Source organism: Azospirillum sp. A26 (assembly GCF_042604635.1).
GTDB lineage: Bacteria > Pseudomonadota > Alphaproteobacteria > Azospirillales > Azospirillaceae > Azospirillum > Azospirillum palustre.
In genome coordinates, this window is the sequence record NZ_CP170474.1 from 464,972 (window position 1) to 485,255 (window position 20,284).

Consider the following 20,284-nt stretch of genomic DNA (forward strand, 5'->3'; position numbering starts at 1 on the left):
ACGGCGTGGAACGCTTTCCGGCGGATGTTCCATGCTACCGGCGCCCGGAGAACGGGCCGGCGCCGCGGCGGGACACCGGGCCGGGGTTGAGGTTGGGGTATTCCTCATACTGGTTGACGGTCCAGGGGAAGGCGCCCTTCGGTCCCGGCGCCTCCGGCTGGGCGACGACGGCGGCGACCATGGCCGGGCTGGGCGGGCAGCGCTCGCGGATGGCGCCGGGGATGTCGTCGTCGAGTTCGGGGACGGTGACGGCGGGCGGGTCTTCCGGGCGGGGCGCCCGCGGCCTGTCCTCGGACCGCGCCTCCGCCGCCATCTCCCGGCTGTCCCGCGAGGGCGTGCGGGCACTTCCGAGACCGGGGATGAGGCCGAGCCGCTCGGCCAGCCAGCGCACGGTGGCGGGGTCGCCGGAGGTGACCAGACGCTCGATCTGCTCGGCCACCAGCACGCGCAGGGAGGACAGGCGCAGCTCGGCCTCGCGGTTCAGCGCCTGCCGCTCCCACCAAACCCTGTGACGGAAATCCTTGGAGCCGTAATAGGCCCGCCAGAGCGTCGTCCGGCTGCACCCCATGGCGCGCGAGACCTGAAGGAAGCTGTTGCCACGGGCCAGCATGCCGGCGGCCATGATCCATTGTTCCTCATGGAACTGCGAACCGGGGACCAGTGCGCCTTCGGACGGGGTCGGCGGCTCTTCGGCCCAGCGGGGGAAATTGTCGCCGGTGAAGCCGCGGGGATCGAGAGGCATGGCAAGGCTCCGCAAGTGGGTGGACCAAATGCGGAGAGGGTATAGGACTTTAGTCCTTTGATGGAGAGTTTTTGTGAAATTTGGGTGCGCTGTGGAGGACGGGCGCGCCGCCGCCGTCACCGGCAATTGCCGGGAGAGCGGCGGCGCGGGACGCGCCCTCAGTGAAGCGTCGCGCCGTCCGTGCCTGAGGCGGTGCGGGAGACTCCGCGCGCCCGACCGATGCCGAGCAGCTGGTAGAGGCCGAGTGCGGCGATGGTCGCGGTGCCGATGCCGCCGATGGAGAAGCCGCCGGCGGTGACAGTGAAGTTGCCGGCGCCGAGCACCAGCGTCACGCCGACGGTGATGAGGTTGCGCGGATCGGAGAAATCGACGCGGTTGTCGACCCACAGCCGCACCATCGCCGCGGCGATCAGGCCGAAGACGACGGTCGCCAGCCCGCCCAGCACCGGGGCCGGGATGGTCCGCAGCAGGGCGCCGAACTTCGGCGAGAAGCCCAGCAGGATGGCGGCGACGGCGGCGACGACGAAGATCAGGGTGGAGAAGACGCGGGTGACCGCCATCACGCCCATGTTCTCGACATAGGTGGTGACGCCGGTGCCGCCGCCGCTGCCAGACACGATGGTGGCGATGCCGTCGCCGATGAAGCCGCGGCCGATGAAGCGGTCGAGGTTGCGCCCGGTCATCGCGCCGATGGCCTTGATGTGGCCGAGATTCTCGGCGACGAGGATGAAGGCGATGGGGGCGACCAGCGCCATCGCGCCGGCATCGAAGGTCGGCGTGCGGAAGGCCGGCATGCCGAACCAGGGGGCGGCGTCCAGCTCGGCGAAGCTGACCGGCGGCAGCAGGCCCATGCCGTTGGCCAGCACGACATAGAAGACATAGCCGGCGGCGATGCCGACGAGGATCGACACCCGGCGTATGGCAAGCGGGGCGTAGACCGCGATGAGGGCGGTGGCGAGCAGGGTGAACAGGGCGACGAGGATGTGCGGGCCACTGCCCTCGATGCCCTTGACCGCGACCGGCGACAGGTTGAGGCCGATGGCCGCACCGACCGCACCGGTGACCGCCGGCGGCATCAGCCGCTCGATCCAGCTGGTGCTGGTGTAGCTCACCAGCAGGCCGATGAGGACATAGACGAATCCTGCCGCGATGATGCCGCCGAGCGCCGGCCCGATGTTCGGGTTGGGCCCCTGGCCGCTGTAGCCGGTCACCGCGATGACCACGGCGATGAAGGAGAAGGAGGAACCGAGATAGCTCGGCACCCGCCCGGCGGTGAGCACGAGGAACAGCAGGGTGCCGATGCCGGAGAACAGCACCGCGAGGTTCGGATCGAACCCCATCAGCAGCGGCCCGAGGATGGTCGAGCCGGACATGGCGACAAGATGCTGGACGCCGAGCGTCAGGGTCGAGCCCCAGGGAAGGCGCTCGTCCGGCTGGACGACGGGGCCGGTCGCAAGCGGCCAGCGCGGGAAGAAATCTGCCATGGAGGGTCTTGTCCGAAGAGAGGTGGAACGGCGCTGTTGCCGGTGGGAAAACGTCGCCCGCTTTTTGGCGCCCGCGAGGGCATTGCGCCACATTTTTGTGCGGTGTGGGCTTGGACACGAAGACGCGGACCTTCGAATCCCCGCGGATGTGGGAACGGTTGGTGCTGCGCTGTGAAATCCACGAGCGGGTTGAGACTCTTCATCGAACGCCCTATGGAAGGCGACTGGCCCTATTGGGAGGGCGAACAGCAGCGGGTCGGACAGTCCAATTCAAGTCCCCCAGTCAAACAGGGCCGCCGGTGGCAGTATCGGTTGCCAGAAAAAGCTGTATGCGGCTGTAAGCGCGCAGAAAAAGGCAATGATGATATTGGATTGCGCGCCACGGCCTGCTGGGATAGGGCGAGCGCCATCCGTAAAAATGGGAAAGGCTTTGCAGACCGCAGCGGTTGCGCCATCGTCAGGCGGCTACGCGTTCCGAAGCGAGGTAAGGTTTGCGCCAATCCAGGCCGTTACGTCGGTGACCGGGATGGCATTGCGCTGGTTGAACGTCCCGGCCTTGTCCCAGGCGACTCCGCGCCCCAAGGCGAAAGCCGCACGATATTTGCGCATCATGTTCTGCGGGTCGCGCGCCAGCTCTTCCATCAGGAAGGGTACGGTCCATTCCGACCGGCTGAAGGGACGCCCCAAAGCCGTCTCCAGCTTGTCCGCAACCTCCCCATAGGTCACGGTATCGCCTGCCAGGAACACGATCTCATTGCGAATGGTCGGCTCGGCAAACACCACCTCGGCAGTCAATGCGCCGATGTCGTCGGGCGTGGTCAGCGTCACGGCGGTGTCGAGACTGCCAAGCGCATGGACCGCGCTGTTTTCCAGATCGACGACACCGAATTCCGGCTCGAAGAGATAACTCATGAACATGCCGGTGGAGATGATGACCCACTCGGTCCCGCTCTGCCCGCGCAGGAGCGCGCGCACATCGAGTTGTGCGTCGAAAATGTCCTGTGGGCTGCCACGGCCGATCACGTCGAAATCGACGCCGAACTGCCACGGAAAGTAACGAGGGATCCGCGCCTGCAAGGCGGCCTTGGCCAGCTTCATGGGCGTGTCGATGCCGGCGGCATAGCCGGCGCATCCGACCACGGTGTCATACTGCTTGAAAACCGACGCAAGCTCGTCGACCGAACTCTTCACCAGATCGCCCACGACGACCTCTATCCCGAGGTCGCGAATCTCGCCGATATCGCGCGTCTTGGCCGGTTCGTCGGATGCAACGGCACTGGCGCGCAACAGCACGCTGATCCTGGCTCCGTCCACGCTCTTTGCGCGATGCGCCAGATTGCGCAAGACCGGCATGCCGAGTTCGCCGGCACCCAGCACGAGGATGTTTCGTGACTTTACGGCGGAAACTGCTTCGTTCATCGTTCTGACCCATTCAGCATTGGTTGCCGCCAAGAGCTAGCAACCCATATGCAAGCGTGAAAGAAGGTACATGCGTGATACTGGGGTCGAATCCTTGAACCGGGACGACATTCTCAAATACTCCCAGACCGTCTGTGACGGCCTCAGAGACGACGACGACGGATTACGGCGTGAAGTGCTGGCCCATGCCGGCAGTCGCTGGTCGCTCGGCGTCATTCATACGCTCGGCGTGTACGGCCAACTGCGCCATGCAGACATCGGCCGGCGCATGCACGGTGTTACTCAACGGATGCTGACGCGCACCCTTCGCCAATTGGAGCGTGACGGATTGGTGATCCGTCACGACTTCGAGGAGGTACCGCCGCACGTCGAGTATCGGCTGTCCGAGTCCGGCCTGGAGCTGCTTGTCCGGATGGTTCCCTTATGGACGTGGATCGTCGAGAACGCGGACAGCTTTCGGACGGCACGGGAGATTTTTGACAGAAATCACCCTGGTGAAGAGCCATAGCAGCTGGCCCGAGGCGTCAAACGTCCTCATGCCGGTTTTCTGTTCCATTCCTCCCGGATCCCGAAGGTCAAAACTCCCGGCTGGCTATAGGAAGGGGTAGGCAGTCACGAACCGCAGCGGAGTGCCGTCCGCATCGGCATGGCTCAATTCCCTGCCTGATCGCCGTCGGACAACGGCTCTTTGACGATATCTCCCGTCTCGATGTCGATGATCTGCACGTCGTTATAGGTGCCTTGTTCGCGGAGTTCCTTGGCCTTCTTAAGCGCCCCTTCAAGAGTGTCCCGCTTCAGGCCCATAACGCCGACTTGAGAACTCCCCGTGATGTGATAGCGCATTTTCGCTTCCTCCATCGTTATGCTTTCCGTTGAGCATATAGGATCGTGCCGCCGGATGCGAACGCCCTTCGCGCCGGGACGTCACCCCGCCCCAATAGTCCATTTCTAGCGAACACCCCGCGCCACCCTACCCCGATTGTTCGTCCCGGCTGAATTCTGTTCCCAGCCGCAGCGGCTTTATCCCACCCGGACGCTCGCACATTATCCCTCTTGCCGCATTGCAGGAGGGGCGCTGGTCGCCGGATCGGGATGGAACGTTCACGCACGTCGCTGATGGTGGAAGGCCGCGAGGTTCCGCTGTGCCTGTTCAGGCCGGCGGCCAACCGGTCGACAGCAGACGGGCCGCTGCCCGGACTGCTGTATTTCCATGGCGGCGGCTTCACCTCCGGCTCCGTCGAAGAGGTGGAGATCACGGCGATGGCGCTGGCGGAGAGCATTCCGGCGCTGGTGGTGGCGGTCGGCTATGCGCTGGCCCCCGAAAATCCCTTTCCCGCCGCCATCGAGGATGCCCATGCCGCCGCCGTGTGGCTGGCCGAACGGGCCGGGCCGCTGGGCGTCGCCGGCCATGATGCCGGCGGGCATGTCGCGGTGTCGCTCACCCTGCTCGCCCGCGACCGCGGCGGGCCGGAGATCGCGGCGCAGGCGCTGTTCGGGCCGATGCTCGATCCCAGCCTGACGCGGGTTGGGGACGGCGAGGGCAGCGTGACGGACTGCGCGCGCTGTTACCGCGCCTATCTGCCGGAGGCGGCGCTGCGGCTGCATCCCTATGCGGCACCCTTGGAATCGCGCCGGCTCGGCCGGCTGCCGCCGATCCTGATCGCCACGGCGCAGAACGACGTGCTGCGGCCGGAGGCGGAAAGCTATGCCGCCCGGCTGATCGACGCCGGGGTGCCGACCGAGGTCACCCGCTTCGCCGGGGTCAGCCATGCCGGCCTCGCCAACCACCCGCCGGCGCTGGCCGCCGCGGCCGATTTCTTCCGGCGCCGCCTGACCGGCGCTCCTTCCCATCCTTCGAGCAACAGGTAAACGTCATGGCCCGCAAGACACTTTCCCTTCTGATCGCGGCCGGTGTTTCCGTGGCGGCGCTGACCGGCGCCGTCACCCTGCGAAGCCCGGCCGAAGCACAAACGGCCTCCCCCGCTCCGCCGCCGGCCGAGGTGGATGTCGCCACCGTGCTGGCCCGGCCGGTGACGGACTGGCAGTCCTATTCCGGCCGGCTGGAGGCGGTCGACCGCGTCGACATCCGGCCGCAGGTGCCGGGAACCATCGTCGCCGTGCATTTCCGCAACGGCGCCCTGGTGAAACAGGGCGACGTGCTGTTCACCATCGATCCCCGCCCCTATGAGGCGGAGGTGGCGCGCGCCGAGGCGCAGGTCGCCGCGGCGCAGGCGCGGGTGCGTTTCACCGTCGCCGACCTCGACCGCGCGCAGAAGCTGGTGCGCGACGACACCATCTCGCGCAGCACCGTGGACCAGCGCGACAATGCCGCCCGCGAAGCCGCCGCCAACCTGAAGGCGGCGCAGGCGGCGCTGGACATCGCGCGGCTCAATCTCGGCTACACGCGGGTGACGGCGCCGGTGTCGGGCCGGGTGTCGCGGGCGGAACGGACGCTCGGCAATGTGGTGGCCGCCGGTGCGGCGGCGGAACCGCTGACCACGCTGGTGTCGGAATCGCCGATCTACGCCTCCTTCGACGTCGATGAGCAGACCTATCTGCGCCACATCGCGCCGATGCGCGATTCGGGCACGATCCCGGTCAAGCTCGGCCTTGCCAACGAGGAGGAGTATTCGCGCTCGGGCATGGTCGAGCATGTCGACAACCGGCTGGACAGCGTGTCCGGCACCATCCGCGTGCGCGCCCGCTTCGACAACGACGACGGCACGCTGGTGCCGGGGCTCTATGCGCGGGTGAAGGTGGGGGGCACCAAGCCCTATGACGCGCTGCTGGTCGACGACCGCGCCATCGGCACCGACCAGGACAAGAAGTTCGTCCTGGTGGTGACGCCGGAGAACAAGGTGGAATACCGGCCGGTGAAGCTCGGCACCTTGCAGAACGGGCTGCGCGTGGTGACGGCGGGGCTGTCGGCCGGCGAGCAGGTGGTGGTCAACGGCATGCAGCACGCCCGGCCGGGCATGGCGGTGACGCCGAAGACGGTCGCCATGGGGACGGAGAAAACCCAGACGGCGGCCCGCTAAGACACGAACAAGGAAGGCATGCGCCTTACCTAACCCTCCTCGCCCGGCATTCCTTGCCGGACGCGGGGAGGGATGGGGAGCGTGCAGCCTGGGAGACCCCAGATGAACATCTCGAAATTCTTCATCGACAGGCCGATCTTTGCCGGCGTGCTGTCGGTGGCGCTGTTCCTGGCGGGGGCCATCGCGGTCTTCCGCCTGCCGATTTCCGAATATCCGGAGGTGGTGCCGCCGTCCGTCGTGGTGCGCGCGCAGTTCCCCGGCGCCAACCCCAAGGTCATCGCCGAGACCGTCGCCTCCCCGCTGGAGGAGCAGATCAACGGCGTCGAAGGCATGCTCTACATGCAGTCGCAGGCCAACAGCGACGGCAACCTGGCGCTGACGGTGACCTTCAAGCTGGGCACCGACCCGGACAAGGCGCAGCAGCTGGTGCAGAACCGCGTCGCCCAGGCGATGCCGCGGCTGCCGGCCGACGTGCAGCGGCTGGGCGTCGCCACGGTGAAAAGTTCGCCGACGCTGACCATGGTCGTGCATCTGCTGTCGCCCAACGACCGCTATGACATGACGTACCTGCGCAACTACGCGGTGCTGAACGTCAAGGACCGGCTGACCCGCATTTCCGGCGTCGGCGAGGTGCAGGTGTGGGGGGCCGGCGACTATGCCATGCGGGTGTGGCTCGACCCCGGCAAGGTGGCGCAGCGCGGGCTGACCGCGACCGACGTGGTCAACGCCATCCGCGAACAGAATGTCCAGGTGGCGGCCGGCGTGATCGGCGCCTCGCCCTCGCTGCCCGACGTGCCGATGCAGCTGTCGATCAACGCGCGCGGCCGGCTGAAGACCGCCGACGAGTTCGGCGACATCGTGCTGAAGACCGGCGGGGACGGCGGCGTCACCCGGCTGCGCGACGTGGCGCGGGTGGAACTGGCCGCCGCGCAGTATGGCTTGCGCTCGCTGCTCGACAACAAGCCGGCGGTGGCGCTCGGCATCACCCAGACGCCGGACGCCAACGCGCTCGCCATCTCCGACGAGGTGCGCAAGGTGATGGCGGAGCTGAAGGGCGACATGCCCGACGGCGTCGATTACTCCATCGTCTACGACCCGACGCAGTTCGTCCGCTCCTCCATCGAGGCGGTGGTGCATACCCTGCTGGAGGCGGTGGCGCTGGTCGTGCTGGTGGTGATCGTCTTCCTGCAAACCTGGCGGGCGTCGATCATTCCGCTGCTGGCGGTGCCGATCTCCATCGTCGGCACCTTCTCGCTGCTGCTCGCCTTCGGCTTCTCGATCAACGCGCTGTCGCTGTTCGGCATGGTGCTGGCCATCGGCATCGTGGTGGACGACGCCATCGTCGTGGTCGAGAATGTCGAGCGCAACATCGCGTCCGGCCTGTCGGCCCGCGACGCCACCATCCGCGCCATGCAGGAGGTCAGCGGCCCGATCATCGCCATCGCGCTGACGCTGGTCGCCGTCTTCGTGCCGCTGGCGGCGATGACCGGCCTGACCGGCGAGTTCTACAAGCAGTTCGCGATGACCATCGCGATCTCCACCGTGATCTCCGCCTTCAACTCGCTGACCCTGTCGCCGGCCCTGGCGGCGGTGCTGCTGCGCGGCCATGACGAGCCGCAGGACTGGCTGACCCGGGCGATGAACCGGGTGTTCGGCGGCTTCTTCCGGCTGTTCAACCGGGTGTTCCACCGGGCGTCGGAGGGCTACGGCCGCGGCGTCGGCGGGGTGGTGCGGCGCAAGGGCGTGATGCTGGCGGTCTATGCGCTGCTGATCGGCGCCACGGTGCTGCTCGGCCGTTCGGTGCCGTCGGGCTTCGTGCCGATGCAGGACAAGGAGTATCTGATCAGCTTCGCCCAGCTTCCCAACGGCGCCTCGCTCGACCGCACGGAAGCGGTGATCCGCGAGATGACCGACATCGCGCTGAAGCGTCCCGGCGTGCAGAGCGCCGTCGCCTTCCCCGGCCTGTCGGTCAACGGCTTCACCAACTCGTCCAGCGCCGGCATCGTCTTCGTCACGCTGAAGCCGTTCGCCGAGCGCAAGGATCCGTCGCTGTCGGCCGGCGCCATCGCCATGGATTTGCAACAGCGCTATGCCGGGCTGAAGGAGGCCTTCGTCGCCATCTTCCCGCCGCCGCCGGTGATGGGGCTGGGACAGCTGGGCGGCTTCAAGATGCAGCTGGAGGACCGCGGCAACCTCGGCTACGAGGCGCTGAGCGAGGCGGTGAACGCCTTCGTCAAGCGCGCCGCGCAGACGCCGGAGCTGGGGCCGACCTTCTCCGCCTACCAGATCAACGTGCCGCAGTTGGACGTCGATCTCGACCGGGTGAAGGCCAAGCAGTTGGGCGTCAATGTCGCCGACGTCTTCGACACCATGCAGATCTATCTGGGCTCGCTCTACGTCAACGACTTCAACGCCTTCGGCCGCGTCTACCAGGTGCGGGTGCAGGCCGACGCGCCGTTCCGCGACACCGCCGACGACATCGGCGTGCTGAAGACCCGCAACGCGGCGGGGACCATGGTGCCGCTGTCCTCGCTGGTCACGGTGCAGCCGGGCTACGGGCCGGAGATGGTGGTGCGCTACAACGGCTTCACCGCCGCCGACGTCAATGGCGGGCCGGCGCCCGGTTTCTCCTCGGGACAGGCGGAAGCGGCGGCGGAGCGCATCGCGGCGGAAGTGCTGCCGCGCGGCGTCAAGCTGGAATGGACCGACCTGACCTATCAGAAGATCCTGGTTGGCAATGCGGGGCTGTGGGTGTTCCCGATCAGCGTGCTGCTGGTGTTCCTGGTGCTGGCGGCGCAGTACGAAAGCCTGACCCTGCCGCTCGCCATCCTGCTGATCGTGCCGATGAGCGTGCTGTCCGCCCTGTTCGGGGTGTGGCTGACAGGGGGCGACAACAACATCTTCACGCAGATCGGCTTCATGGTGCTGGTCGGCCTGTCGGCGAAGAACGCCATCCTGATCGTCGAGTTCGCCCGCGAGCTGGAGCATGAGGGACGCGGCGTGGTGCAGGCGGCCATCGAGGCGAGCCGGCTGCGGCTGCGGCCGATCCTGATGACCTCCATCGCCTTCATCATGGGCGTGGTGCCGCTGGTGACCTCCAGCGGGGCCGGTGCCGAGATGCGGCACGCCATGGGTGTGGCGGTGTTCGCCGGCATGATCGGCGTGACGCTGTTCGGTCTGGTGCTGACCCCGGTGTTCTACGTGCTGCTGCGCAAGCTGGCCGGAGCGGAGCGCCGGGCGGACGCGCCGGCGGAAGGCGGGGCGCCGCCGGCGGAGTGGAAGATGGGGTGATGACGATGGCCTGATGACGACGGGTTGAATGAAAAAGGGCGGCGCGGCCTCACGAGGGCCGCACCGCTCTTTTTTTATTCGTCAGGCAGCATGTTTTTCGGCAGGTTTTCGCGGAAGATCACTTCCGCCCGCGGGCTTTCCACCGCCTGCATGGGCGGGCGGCCGGCGCGCAGGTTGGTGAAGATGCCGACGCAGGCCGACAGGGTGTTGCGCGGATCCTGGGTGATCACCGCGTCCAGCGCCCCGTCGATCAACAGGCCGCGCGTTTCAGTGGTCAGGCCGTGGGTGATGAAGATCATCTCGCGTTCCCGCCGCGTCTCTTTCAGCGCGCGGGCCACGCCCTCCGCCCCGCCGCCGATGTTGTAGACCCCGGCAAGGTCGGGATGCAGGCCCAGCAGCATGCGGGTCTGGCGGTAGCTCTTCCCCTCGTCGTCATGGCCTTCGCGCAGCCCCACAACCTCGATGTCGGGGGCGATCTCCTTCAGGACATGGAGGAAGCCCATCTCGCGGTCCTCGTGCGCGCGGTAGCTGAGGCTGCCGGCGATCATCGCCACCTTGGCCGGGCGGTGTTTCAAAAAGCGTGCGATCAGGTAGCCGGCGGTGCGGCCGGCCGCGCGGTTGTCCAGCCCGACATAGCCGGCGCGCCGGCAGTTCAGGATGTCGGAGATCAGCGTCACGCTCGGCACATTGCGGTCGGCCAGCGCGTCCACCGCCTCGCGCACTGCCGGATGCTCCAGCGCCATGAAGGCGACGCCGTCGGCGCGGCGGCCATGCTGGAACAGGCTGCGCGCCAGCAGTTCCGGATTGAAGCTCTTGATGAATTCCACCTGCGCCTTGACCCCGTGCGGGGCGAGCATGGCGTCGGCACGGCGGATCATCTCGCCGAGCCCGGTCAGGAAACGGTTGTTGCCGGCGGGCAGCAGGAAGGACAGCCGCATCGGCTTCTGACCCGCCGCGGCATAGAGGTCGCCGTCAGGCAGATAGTCCAGCTCCGCCGCCGCCTTCAGCACCCGCTGCACGGTGGCGGCGCGCACGCCTGGCCGGTTGTTCAGCACGCGGTCCACCGTGGCGGTGGAGACACCCGCCGCCTGCGCGATGTCGACCACCCGCGGCAGGCCGCGGGGTCCGGCGGCAATTTCCGGATCGTCCTTCAATGAAACCATCAAAAACCATCAATTTCGGTGTTTGACACTTGTCGGCGCTGGACATACCGTCCATCCAACAATCATCAATTGACATCAGATCACATCAGAAACGCAAGGCCGGAAACAGCAACGTCGGCCGGTAATCCATGGGAGGTTTGAAATGACCAGTCTGAGCCGCCGCACGATGCTGAAGGCCATCGCCGCCACCCCCGCCGCCATTCCGGCAATCGGTGCCGCCGGTGCCGTCATCGGCATGCCGCACATCGCGCGCGCCGCCGAGTTCGAGCTGAAATACGGCAACAACCTGCCGCTGACCCATCCGCTGAACGTCCGCGCCAACGAGGCGGCGGAGCGGATCGCCAAGGAGTCGAACGGCAAGGTCGTGGTCAAGATCTTCCCGAACAACCAGCTTGGCGGCGACACCGACATGCTGTCCCAGGTGCGCAGCGGCGGCCTGACCTTCTTCACCCCGTCGGCGCTGGTGATCGCCACGCTGGTGCCGGTCGCCGCGATCAACGCGGTCGGCTTCGCCTTCTCCGACTACGATCAGGTCTGGAAAGCGATGGACGGCAAGCTGGGCGCCCATGTCCGCGAGGCGATCTCCAAGGTCGGGCTCTATGCCTTCGACAAGATGTGGGACAACGGCTTCCGCCAGATGACCAGCGGCGACAAGGCGATCAATTCCGCCGCCGACATGGGCGGCCTGAAGATCCGCGTGCCGGTCAGCCCGCTCAGCATCGCCATGTTCAAGGGGCTGGGCGCCGCCCCGACCAGCCTGCAGTTCAGCGAGGTCTATTCCTCGCTGCAGACCCGGATCGTCGACGCGCAGGAAAACCCGCTGCCGATCATCCAGGTCGCCAAGCTGTACGAGGTGCAGAAATACTGCTCGCTGTCGAACCACATCTGGGACGGCTTCTGGTTCATCGCCAACGGCCGCGCCTGGAAGGGCCTGCCGGCGGACATGCAGACCATCGTCGCCAACGCCATCAACGATGCCGGCGTGGCCCAGCGCGGCGACATCAAGGCGCTGAACCAGTCGGTCAAGGCCGACCTGGAATCGAAGGGTCTGACCTTCAACCAGCCGGCGCCCGACAGCTTCCGCGCCAAGCTGCGCGACAGCGGCTTCTACGGCGAATGGAAGGGCCGTTTCGGCGACGAGGCCTGGGGCCTGCTGGAAGAGGCGGTCGGCAAGCTCGCCTGACCGCAGCCGCAGTCCTTTCCGGTCCTCTTCCATGAAGGAACATCCCGCCATGTCCCACATGTCCGAGCCGGTCCACGGCTTCGCCGAGGCTCCCGGCACTCTGGGTGCCGGCGGCGGCTCGCTGCTGCGCAGGATCGACCACGGCCTGTCCGTCGGGGTCGAGGTCGTGGCGGGCCTTCTGGTGCTGGTCGAGATCGTCGTCCTGCTGGCCGGCGTCACCGCCCGCTACCTGTTCCACACCCCGCTGGTGTGGTCGGACGAGCTGGCCTCCATCCTGTTCCTGTGGCTGTCGATGCTGGGCGCGGTGGTGGCGCTGCGCCGGGGCGAGCATATGCGGATGACCGGGCTGGTCAGCCGCGTCGGCCCGCAGGCGCGCAGCCTCTTGGAATGCATCGCCATCACCGCCCCCATCGCCTTCCTGACGCTGGTGCTGTACCACGCCGTCGATTACGCGATGGAGGAGCAGTTCATCACCACCCCGGCGATGGAGATTTCCAACGCGTGGCGGGCGTCCGCCCTGCCGGTCGGGCTGGGGCTGATGCTGGTGGCGGCGCTGTTCCGCCTGCTGCGCGTCGCCAGGCCCCTGACCGTGCTGGCGGCGGCGCTGGTGACCGGCGCCATCGTCGCCGGCTTCTGGGTCGCCGGGCCGATGCTGAAGCCGCTGGGGCAGTTGAACCTCGTCATCTTCTTCGTCGGGCTGGTCGCCGCCAACGTCTTTGCCGGCGTGCCCATCGCCTTCTCCTTCGCGCTCGCCACCTTCTCCTATCTGGCGCTGACCACCTCGACGCCGCTGTTGGTGATGGTCGGCCGGCTGGACGAGGGGATGAGCCACCTGATCCTGCTGGCGGTGCCGCTGTTCGTCTTCCTGGGATTGCTGATCGAGATGACCGGCATGGCCCGCGCCATGATCCAGTTCCTCGCCAGCCTGCTCGGCCATGTGCGCGGCGGCCTGTCCTATGTGCTGATCGGCGCGATGTATCTGGTCTCCGGCATCTCCGGTTCGAAGATCGCCGACATGGCGGCCATCGCCCCGGTGCTGTTCCCGGAAATGAAGAAGCGCGGCGCCCCTCCGGGCGATCTGGTGGCGCTGCTGTCCGCCACCGGCGCGCAGACCGAAACCATCCCGCCCAGCATCGTGCTGATCACCATCGGCTCGGTCACCGGCGTGTCCATCGCCGCGCTCTTCACCGGTGGCATGCTGCCGGGCGTGGTTCTGGGCGCCTGCCTGTGCTTCGTCGTCTGGCGGCGCTACCGCAACGAGGATCTGAGCCACGTCGAGCGCACCGCCGGCCGCGAGATCGCCCGGCTCGCCATGGTGGCCTTGCCCGCCATCCTGCTGCCCTTCGTCATCCGCGCCGCGGTGGTCGAGGGCATCGCGACGGCGACCGAGGTGTCGACCATCGGCATCGCCTATTCCACCCTCGCCGGGCTGCTGATCTACCGCCAGTTCGACTGGCGCCGGCTGAAGCCGATGCTGATCGAGACGGCATCGCTGACCGGGGCCATCATCTTCATCGTCGGCTGCGCCACCTCGATGGCCTGGGGCCTGACCCAGTCCGGCTTCTCCTCCGACCTTGCGCGCTTCATGGCCGGCATTCCCGGCGGCGCCTACGGCTTCCTCGCCATCTCCATCGTCGCCTTCATCATCCTGGGCAGCGTGTTGGAGGGCATCCCCGCCATCGTGCTGTTCGGACCGCTGCTGTTCCCCATCGCCCGCGCGGCCGGGGTGCATGAGGTCCACTATGCGATGGTCGTCATCTTCGCCATGGGCATCGGCCTGTTCGCCCCGCCCTTCGGCGTCGGTTACTACGGCGCCTGCGCCATCAGCAAGGTCAATCCCGACGACGGCCTGAAGCACATCTGGGGCTATGTCGGCGCCCTGCTGGTCGGGCTGGTGATCGTCGCCGCCATTCCCTGGATTTCGACCGGCTTCCTCGCCCGCTGACCAGCGGGCTTGGGTTCTGGGCCCGTTAAAGCCACCCGTTTTCCTCTTATCCGGAGTTCCCTCAATGAGCCGATTCTTCGGCCAGATCCGTCAGGCTGGCTACGTCGTGCGCGACATCGAAGCCGCCATGGACTATTGGAGCCGCACGCTCGGCATCGGGCCCTGGTTCTACAACGAGCGGGTTCCAATCCGGAACTACACCTACCGCGGCGAGTCCTACGAGGTTCACAATTCGGTGGCGCTGGCCAACTCCGGCCCGTTGCAGATGGAGCTGATCCAGACCCGCAACGACGCGCCGTCGATGTACCGCGACTTCCTCCAGGCCGGGAACACCGGGCTGCAGCATGTCGCCTACTGGACCGAGGATTACGACGCCGATCTGGAGCGTCTGCTGGCGCAGGGCTTCAAGCCGGTGATGAGCGGCGAGGTCGGCGAGAAGGGCCGCTTCATCTATTTCGACACCGAATACCATCCCGGCACGGTGATCGAGCTGTCCGAGGTCGCCGGGCCGAAGGGCAAGATGTTCGACCTGATCCGCGAAGCGTCGATGGGCTGGGACGGCAGCGACCCGGTGCGGCCGTTCCCGGACCTGAGCAAGCTGTAAGGGGCGGCCGACATGCACGCCGACCGCATCGAAGCCACATACCTGATCGAAACCCCGCTCGCCCCGGCCAAGGTGGCCGAGGTGATGGCGGGGGAGCAGTCCTGCGGCACCTTCACCCGCGTCCATGGCGAGACCGACGACCTGCGGGCCCGTGCCCGCGCCATCGTCGAATCGGTGGAAAAACTGGACGTCGCCGAGACCCCTGCCCTGCCGAACACGTGGCTGGAGCGGCAGCGCAATCCAGGGCCCTGGCAGCGGGCGCGCGTCACCATCTCCTTCCCCACCGCCAACATCGGCGCCAACCTGCCGACGCTGGCGGCGACGGTCGCCGGCAACCTCTATGACCTGGGGGAGGTGACGGGGCTGCGGCTGGAGTCCTTGCGCCTCCCGCAGGCCTACCGCGCGCAGTTCGACCTGCCGCGCCACGGCGTCGCCGGCACGAGGCGGCTGACCGGGGTGGCGGACGGGCCGCTGGTCGGCTCCATCATCAAGCCGAATGTCGGGCTGTCGGCCGAAGAGACCGGCGAACTGGTCGGCACGCTGTGCGCCGCCGGGCTGGACTTCATCAAGGACGACGAGATCTGCGCCGATCCGGCCCATGCGCCGCTGGCCCAGCGCATCCCGGCGGTGATGGACCGGGTGCGCCGCCACCAGGACCGCACCGGCAAGCATGTGATGGTCGCCTTCAACATCACCGACGAGACCGACGCCATGCGCCGCCACGCCGATCTGGTGGAGCGCGAGGGCGGGTCCTGCATCATGGTCAGCCTGAACTGGTGCGGGTATTCGGCGGTGCAGACGCTGCGCCGGCACAGCGGGCTGGCGCTGCACGGCCACCGCAACGGCTTCGGCGCCCTGTCGCGCCATCCGCTGCTGGGCATCGGTTTCGACGCCTATCAGGCGCTGTGGCGGCTAACGGGCGTGGACCACATGCATGTCCATGGGCTGAACGGCAAGTTCGCCCAGCCCGACGACGAGGTGATCGAGGGGGCGCGCGCCTGTCTGGCGCCGCTGGCGGCGGATGCGGCGGACGGTTCCGACGCCGTGATGCCGGCCTTCTCCTCCGGGCAATGGGCCGGCACGGTGCCGGTCACCTGGGAGGCGGTGGGGACCGCCGACCTGATGTTCATGTCCGGCGGCGGCATCATGGCCCATCCCGACGGGCCGGCGGCCGGCGTGCGGAGCATCCGGCAGGCCTGGGACGCCGTGCGGGCCGGGCGCACGCTGGACGAAGCGGCGGCAGGGCAGCCGGAACTGCGGCGGTCGCTCGACTTCTTCGGAAAGAAGGGCTGAGGACGATGGTGGCGACTCCCCGACTGGGCTGGTACGGCGACGACTTCACCGGGGCAACCGACACGCTGGCCGCCTTGGCGAAGGCCGGGCAGCGGGCGCTGCTGTTCCTCGACGTGCCGGACGTCGCCCGGTTGGGGGAAGCCGGGCAGTTGGACGCGGTGGGCATCGCCGGGGCGGCGCGCAGCATGGCGCCCGACGCCATGCGGGCGGAGCTGGAGCCGGTCGGCCGCTTCTTCGCGGCGCTCGGCGTTCCGGTGATGCATTACAAATGCTGCTCCACCTTCGACAGCGGACCCCAAGTCGGCAGCATCGGCGAGGCGGTGCGGACGCTGGCTCCGCATTTCCCCAACCGCTTCCGCCCGGTGGTGGGCGGCCAGCCGAACATCGGGCGCTATTGCCTGTTCAGCACCCTGTTCGCGGCGGCGGGCACCGGCGGCGTGGTCCATCGCATCGACCGTCACCCGACGATGAGCGTCCATCCCGTCACCCCGATGGCGGAGGCCGACCTGCGCCGGCATCTGGCCGCGCAGGGGCTGTGGGGGATGGCGGCGCTGCATTTCCCGGACTATGCGCTGGGTAGTGACGCGCTGGACGGGCGGCTTGAGCGGCTGTTGGCGGAGGGGCCGTCGGCGCTGCTGCTGGATGTGGCGCGTGCCGAGGATCTCGCCACGGTCGGGCGGCTGATCTGGCAGCGGGCCGAGCGCGAGCCGTTGCTGGCAGTCGGGCCGAGCAGCGTGGCCCAGGCGCTGGTGGCGCATTGGAATGGCGGATCCGACGCTTCAGTGACGGAAGAGGTGCCGCTGGCTGCGACGGACAGGCCGGTGTTTCTGATGGCGGGCAGCCTGTCGCCGGTGACGCGGCGGCAGATCGAGGCGGCGGGATCCTACACGCGCATCCAGGCCGACGCGGCGGCGCTGTGCGGCGACCCCGGCTATGCGGAAACTTTGTTGGGAGAGGTGGCGGCCTCGCTGGCGGCCGGGCGCCACACGCTGGTGTGGACGGCACCGGCAGAGGCCGGGACGGCAGACACCGCTCAGGCCGGGCGGGTCGCGGCGGCGACGGCGGATTTCGTCGCGGCGGTGCTGCGGCGGGTGGCTCTGCGCCGGGTCGGGATTGCCGGCGGCGACACCTCCAGCCTCGCGGTGCGGGCGCTGGGCTGCTGGGGCTTGTCCTACCGCTGCACGCTGGCGCCGGGCGTCACCGTCAGCCGCACCCATGCCGACGATCCGGCGGTCGATGGGCTGGAGCTGATGCTGAAAGGCGGGCAGATGGGCGGCGAGGATCTGTTCGAGCGGTTGCTGGGGTGAGGCTCTCCCCGAGGGGAGAGCCTTCTGCAATCGCCGATCAGACGGCGGCGGTGACGACCACTTCGATCAGGATTTCCGGCTTGCCGAGATCGGCGACGCCGATGGTGGCGCGGGCCGGCAGGTCGTTGCCGTCCAGCCAGGACAGCCACGCGTCGTTCATCTCGTCCTTCAGGCCCATGTTGGTGATGAAGAGCTGGGCGGACAGCAGCTTGGTCTTGTCGCTGCCGGCCAGCGCCAGCACCTGGTCGAGCTTGCCGCAGATCTGCGTGACCTGGCCGCCCATGCCGACGCTGACGTCGTCGGCGATGATGCCGCCGAGATAGGCCGTGCCGTTGTTGACGACGACGCGGTGCATGATCTTGGTCTTCTCGATGCGCTTGATCACGGGGAACTGCTCCTTGGTTTTTTAAGAAGAACTCAGGGGGTGATGGAGAAATCGACGTAGCGGGCGGCGATGCGCGCCAGCGTGCCGTCCTGCACGACGGCGCGGATCGCCTCGTCGAAGGACTGCTTCAGTGCCGTGTCCTCCTTGCGCAGCCCGACGCCGATGCCGGGGCCGAACACCTCGGCGTCGATCACCGGCTGGCCGACCAGCTTGACCGATTTGCCGCCGTCGCCCTTCACCCAGTCTGACGCGGTGGCGCCGGTGGTGATGGCGGCGTCGAGCCGCCCGGCCTTCAAATCGGCCAGCAGGTTGGACGCGGTGTCGTAGGTCTTCAGCGTCGCGTCGCTGCCGAGATGCTTCTCGACATAGCGGGAATGGGTGGTGGAGACCTGGGCGCCGATGGTCTTGCCGCGCAGGCTGGCCGGCGAGCCGTCGATGGCGGAGTTGGCCGGCGCCACGAAATAGGCCGGCACCACCATGTAGGGGGTGGAGAAGCCGATGGCCTTCGCCCGCTCCGGCGTGATGTTCATCGTCGCCATGATGGCGTCGTACTTCTTCGACAGCAGACCCGGAATGATGCCGTCCCACTCCTGCGCCACCACGGTGCAGGGGCGCTTCATCCGCTCGCACAGCGCATTGGCGAGATCGACCTCCAGCCCCGCCACCTTGCCGTCGGGCTGGGTGAAGTTGAAGGGCGGATAGGCGCCTTCGGTGGCGATGCGGATCTCCTGCGCGGCGGCGACGCCGCCGGACGCAAGCAAGAGGAGGGCGGCAACGCCCGTGACGAGGCGCTTCATGGCAGGCTCCGGAAGTGGCGAAGATGTTTCAGAGCCCGTCCGGTGCTTCTGTAAGCACCGGACGGGCTCTTAGCTTTTGGTTTTCCGTGTGATTCACGCTTCAAGCGATTCCGCTTGAACCGACCACACTCCAGGTCAGAGTCCCGCGACGACCACGATCTCGACCAGGATCGACGGGTCGGCCAGCCGGGCCTCGACCGTCGCGCGGGCGGGCGGGTTGGCCTTGTCGACCCAGGCGTCCCAGGCGGCGTTCATCTCGGGGAAGGTGGCGATGTCGGCGAGATAGACCGTGGCGGTCAGGAGGTTGCTCTTCGACGTGCCGGCCTCGGCCAGCAAATTGTCGATCTGGCGCAGCACGTCGCGGGTCTGCGCCTCCACGGTCGTCGATCCATCATCGACGATCTGGCCGGCGAGATAGACGGTGTCCTTGTGGATGACCATGTCGCAGAGGCGCGGGGTCAGGTGGAAGCGCTGGATCGTCACTGTGGGATGCTCCAAAGGGTCAGGCGGCGAAGCGGCCGATGCTGAACGGGGCGATGGGCAGGTCGGTGGACCCGCCCGTGATCAGGTCGGCGGTGATGCGCCCGACAATAGGGCCAAGCTGGAAGCCGTGCGCGGAGAAACCAAAGGAATGGTAGAGGTCCGGCTCGGTGCCGCTGGGGCCGATCACCGGGATCTGGTCCGGCATCCGCGCCTCGATCCCCGCCCAGGAGCGGACGATGGTGGCGCCGCGCATGCACGGGAACAGGTCCCACACCGTGCGGGCGTTCACCGACACCTGCGAAAAGTCCAGCTCCGTCCGGTTCTCGTCGCGCACCGCCCGGCCGAGCAGGCCGCCGCCGATCAGCACGGTGCCGTTGGGGAACTGCTTGAAGGACAGGGTGCGGCCGGTGGCGCCGACCACCGGCTTGATGAAGGGGGCGACGCGGGCGGTGATCATCAGCATCGGCGCGATGACCTCCAGCGGCACCGGCTCCCCCACCTGCGCGGCGATGCGGTCGGCCCAGGCCCCGGCGGCGTTCACCACCACCGGCGCTTCGAAGCGGGCACCGTCGGCGGTTTCGACGGTCCACAGGCCGCCCTGGCGGGACAGCCGCGTCACGGCGCCGCCCTCCTGGAAGCGGGCGCCGAGCGAAATGGCCTTGCGGCGGAAGGCGAAGGTGGTGCGGAAGGGGATCGCCGCGCCGTCGCCGCGCGACACCAGGGCACCGACGCAGTGATCGGCGATGGCCGGCACCAGCGCGCGCAGCTCGTCCCGGCCGATCACCTCCTCGTGGGTGAAGCCCAGCGCCCCCAGTTCGGCGACGCGGGCGTGCGAGGTCGCCAGTTCGGCCTCGCTCTCCGCCACCTTGATCTGGCCGTGGCTTTCGAAACCGCAATCGTCGTCCACCAGATCCCGGATGCGGTGCCAAAGCGCCATCGAGGCGACGGTCAGCGGCACCTCGGCGACATGGCGGCCGAGCTGGCGCACGCCGCCCGCATTGACGCCGGAGGCGTGGCGGGCGACATGGTCCTTCTCCAGAACCAGCACGCGCACGCCGCGCATCGACAGGTGCAGTGCGGCGGAGCAGCCGTGCAGGCCGCCGCCGATGACAATGACGTCTGGTTTGAAGGAGGCGGTCGCGGTCATCGG

General features: G+C 67.8%; 18 protein-coding genes. 9 read left to right on the forward strand and 9 right to left on the reverse strand.

Features of this window, described 5'->3' with window-relative positions:
* Window positions 1-34: 34 nt before the first annotated feature.
* The 3 genes from ABNQ39_RS25820 to ABNQ39_RS25830 form a co-directional block, all read right to left on the reverse strand.
* Window positions 35-742, reverse strand: coding sequence for a hypothetical protein (locus ABNQ39_RS25820; protein WP_376963669.1), 708 nt, complete (start codon window positions 740-742; stop codon window positions 35-37).
* 158 nt (window positions 743-900) lie between these two features.
* Window positions 901-2,226 (reverse strand): solute carrier family 23 protein, encoded by a 1,326-nt coding sequence (locus tag ABNQ39_RS25825; protein WP_376963672.1) that lies wholly within the window; start codon window positions 2,224-2,226, stop codon window positions 901-903.
* Window positions 2,227-2,691: 465 nt separating this feature from the next.
* A complete protein-coding gene (locus tag ABNQ39_RS25830; RefSeq protein WP_376963675.1) occupies window positions 2,692-3,645 on the reverse strand; it encodes an aromatic alcohol reductase in 954 nt (317 codons plus the stop codon).
* Between the two features lie 94 nt (window positions 3,646-3,739).
* On the opposite strand from ABNQ39_RS25830, the gene ABNQ39_RS25835 reads away from it, so the two are divergent.
* Window positions 3,740-4,153 carry a winged helix-turn-helix transcriptional regulator gene (locus tag ABNQ39_RS25835; RefSeq protein ID WP_376963678.1) on the forward strand — a complete coding sequence of 138 codons (414 nt, stop codon included), beginning with the start codon at window positions 3,740-3,742 and terminating at the stop codon, window positions 4,151-4,153.
* Window positions 4,154-4,296: 143 nt separating this feature from the next.
* Here ABNQ39_RS25835 and ABNQ39_RS25840 read toward each other — a convergent pair whose 3' ends face one another.
* The gene (locus ABNQ39_RS25840; protein WP_376963681.1) at window positions 4,297-4,503 is read right to left on the reverse strand and encodes a hypothetical protein; all 207 of its coding nucleotides are present in this window, start codon (window positions 4,501-4,503) and stop codon (window positions 4,297-4,299) included.
* 234 nt (window positions 4,504-4,737) lie between these two features.
* On the opposite strand from ABNQ39_RS25840, the gene ABNQ39_RS25845 reads away from it, so the two are divergent.
* The 3 genes from ABNQ39_RS25845 to ABNQ39_RS25855 all read left to right on the forward strand — a co-directional run bounded on the left by ABNQ39_RS25845 (window position 4,738) and on the right by ABNQ39_RS25855 (window position 9,974).
* Window positions 4,738-5,514 (forward strand): alpha/beta hydrolase, encoded by a 777-nt coding sequence (locus ABNQ39_RS25845; RefSeq protein ID WP_376963683.1) that lies wholly within the window; start codon window positions 4,738-4,740, stop codon window positions 5,512-5,514.
* A gap of 5 nt (window positions 5,515-5,519) precedes the next feature.
* Window positions 5,520-6,683: an efflux RND transporter periplasmic adaptor subunit gene (locus ABNQ39_RS25850; protein ID WP_376963686.1), complete on the forward strand. Its 1,164-nt coding sequence runs from the start codon at window positions 5,520-5,522 to the stop codon at window positions 6,681-6,683.
* 102 nt (window positions 6,684-6,785) lie between these two features.
* Window positions 6,786-9,974, forward strand: a complete 3,189-nt coding sequence (locus ABNQ39_RS25855; protein ID WP_376963689.1) for an efflux RND transporter permease subunit — start codon at window positions 6,786-6,788, stop codon at window positions 9,972-9,974.
* Window positions 9,975-10,048: 74 nt separating this feature from the next.
* Here the strand turns inward: ABNQ39_RS25855 and ABNQ39_RS25860 are convergent, their stop codons facing one another.
* A complete protein-coding gene (locus tag ABNQ39_RS25860; RefSeq protein ID WP_376963691.1) occupies window positions 10,049-11,137 on the reverse strand; it encodes a LacI family DNA-binding transcriptional regulator in 1,089 nt (362 codons plus the stop codon).
* Between the two features lie 142 nt (window positions 11,138-11,279).
* Here ABNQ39_RS25860 and ABNQ39_RS25865 point away from each other — a divergent pair, with 142 nt between their 5' ends.
* The 5 genes from ABNQ39_RS25865 (at window position 11,280) to ABNQ39_RS25885 (ending at window position 17,469) form a co-directional block, all read left to right on the forward strand.
* Window positions 11,280-12,320: a TRAP transporter substrate-binding protein gene (locus tag ABNQ39_RS25865; protein ID WP_376963694.1), complete on the forward strand. Its 1,041-nt coding sequence runs from the start codon at window positions 11,280-11,282 to the stop codon at window positions 12,318-12,320.
* A gap of 49 nt (window positions 12,321-12,369) precedes the next feature.
* Window positions 12,370-14,265, forward strand: coding sequence for a TRAP transporter large permease (locus tag ABNQ39_RS25870; RefSeq protein ID WP_376963697.1), 1,896 nt, complete (start codon window positions 12,370-12,372; stop codon window positions 14,263-14,265).
* Between the two features lie 64 nt (window positions 14,266-14,329).
* Complete coding sequence (locus tag ABNQ39_RS25875) at window positions 14,330-14,869, forward strand: VOC family protein (RefSeq protein ID WP_376963700.1); 540 nt, start codon at window positions 14,330-14,332, stop codon at window positions 14,867-14,869.
* 12 nt (window positions 14,870-14,881) lie between these two features.
* Window positions 14,882-16,162, forward strand: a complete 1,281-nt coding sequence (locus ABNQ39_RS25880; protein WP_376963703.1) for a ribulose-bisphosphate carboxylase large subunit family protein — start codon at window positions 14,882-14,884, stop codon at window positions 16,160-16,162.
* Between the two features lie 5 nt (window positions 16,163-16,167).
* The gene (locus tag ABNQ39_RS25885; protein ID WP_376963706.1) at window positions 16,168-17,469 is read left to right on the forward strand and encodes a four-carbon acid sugar kinase family protein; all 1,302 of its coding nucleotides are present in this window, start codon (window positions 16,168-16,170) and stop codon (window positions 17,467-17,469) included.
* Between the two features lie 37 nt (window positions 17,470-17,506).
* Here the strand turns inward: ABNQ39_RS25885 and ABNQ39_RS25890 are convergent, their stop codons facing one another.
* The 4 genes from ABNQ39_RS25890 to ABNQ39_RS25905 all read right to left on the reverse strand — a co-directional run bounded on the left by ABNQ39_RS25890 (window position 17,507) and on the right by ABNQ39_RS25905 (window position 20,281).
* Window positions 17,507-17,854: a RidA family protein gene (locus ABNQ39_RS25890; protein ID WP_098736858.1), complete on the reverse strand. Its 348-nt coding sequence runs from the start codon at window positions 17,852-17,854 to the stop codon at window positions 17,507-17,509.
* 32 nt (window positions 17,855-17,886) lie between these two features.
* Entirely contained in the window at window positions 17,887-18,651 is a 765-nt protein-coding gene (locus ABNQ39_RS25895; protein ID WP_376963709.1) for a transporter substrate-binding domain-containing protein, read from the reverse strand.
* 135 nt (window positions 18,652-18,786) lie between these two features.
* Window positions 18,787-19,134 (reverse strand): RidA family protein, encoded by a 348-nt coding sequence (locus tag ABNQ39_RS25900; RefSeq protein ID WP_376963712.1) that lies wholly within the window; start codon window positions 19,132-19,134, stop codon window positions 18,787-18,789.
* Window positions 19,135-19,153: 19 nt separating this feature from the next.
* Entirely contained in the window at window positions 19,154-20,281 is a 1,128-nt protein-coding gene (locus ABNQ39_RS25905) for an NAD(P)/FAD-dependent oxidoreductase (protein ID WP_376963715.1), read from the reverse strand.
* Between the last annotated feature and the right edge of the window lie 3 nt (window positions 20,282-20,284).

Excerpts from the sequence above, each read along its gene's own strand:
- ABNQ39_RS25820 (WP_376963669.1), bottom strand. The coding sequence starts at position 742 with ATGCCTCTCGATCCCCGCGGCTTCACCGGCGACAATTTCCCCCGCTGG.
- ABNQ39_RS25825 (WP_376963672.1), bottom strand. The coding sequence starts at position 2,226 with ATGGCAGATTTCTTCCCGCGCTGGCCGCTTGCGACCGGCCCCGTCGTC.
- ABNQ39_RS25830 (WP_376963675.1), bottom strand. The coding sequence starts at position 3,645 with ATGAACGAAGCAGTTTCCGCCGTAAAGTCACGAAACATCCTCGTGCTG.
- ABNQ39_RS25840 (WP_376963681.1), bottom strand. The coding sequence starts at position 4,503 with ATGGAGGAAGCGAAAATGCGCTATCACATCACGGGGAGTTCTCAAGTC.
- ABNQ39_RS25845 (WP_376963683.1), top strand. The coding sequence starts at position 4,738 with ATGGAACGTTCACGCACGTCGCTGATGGTGGAAGGCCGCGAGGTTCCG.
- ABNQ39_RS25850 (WP_376963686.1), top strand. The coding sequence starts at position 5,520 with ATGGCCCGCAAGACACTTTCCCTTCTGATCGCGGCCGGTGTTTCCGTG.
- ABNQ39_RS25855 (WP_376963689.1), top strand. The coding sequence starts at position 6,786 with ATGAACATCTCGAAATTCTTCATCGACAGGCCGATCTTTGCCGGCGTG.
- ABNQ39_RS25860 (WP_376963691.1), bottom strand. The coding sequence starts at position 11,137 with ATGGTTTCATTGAAGGACGATCCGGAAATTGCCGCCGGACCCCGCGGC.
- ABNQ39_RS25865 (WP_376963694.1), top strand. The coding sequence starts at position 11,280 with ATGACCAGTCTGAGCCGCCGCACGATGCTGAAGGCCATCGCCGCCACC.
- ABNQ39_RS25870 (WP_376963697.1), top strand. The coding sequence starts at position 12,370 with ATGTCCCACATGTCCGAGCCGGTCCACGGCTTCGCCGAGGCTCCCGGC.
- ABNQ39_RS25875 (WP_376963700.1), top strand. The coding sequence starts at position 14,330 with ATGAGCCGATTCTTCGGCCAGATCCGTCAGGCTGGCTACGTCGTGCGC.
- ABNQ39_RS25880 (WP_376963703.1), top strand. The coding sequence starts at position 14,882 with ATGCACGCCGACCGCATCGAAGCCACATACCTGATCGAAACCCCGCTC.
- ABNQ39_RS25885 (WP_376963706.1), top strand. The coding sequence starts at position 16,168 with ATGGTGGCGACTCCCCGACTGGGCTGGTACGGCGACGACTTCACCGGG.
- ABNQ39_RS25895 (WP_376963709.1), bottom strand. The coding sequence starts at position 18,651 with ATGAAGCGCCTCGTCACGGGCGTTGCCGCCCTCCTCTTGCTTGCGTCC.
- ABNQ39_RS25905 (WP_376963715.1), bottom strand. The coding sequence starts at position 20,281 with ATGACCGCGACCGCCTCCTTCAAACCAGACGTCATTGTCATCGGCGGC.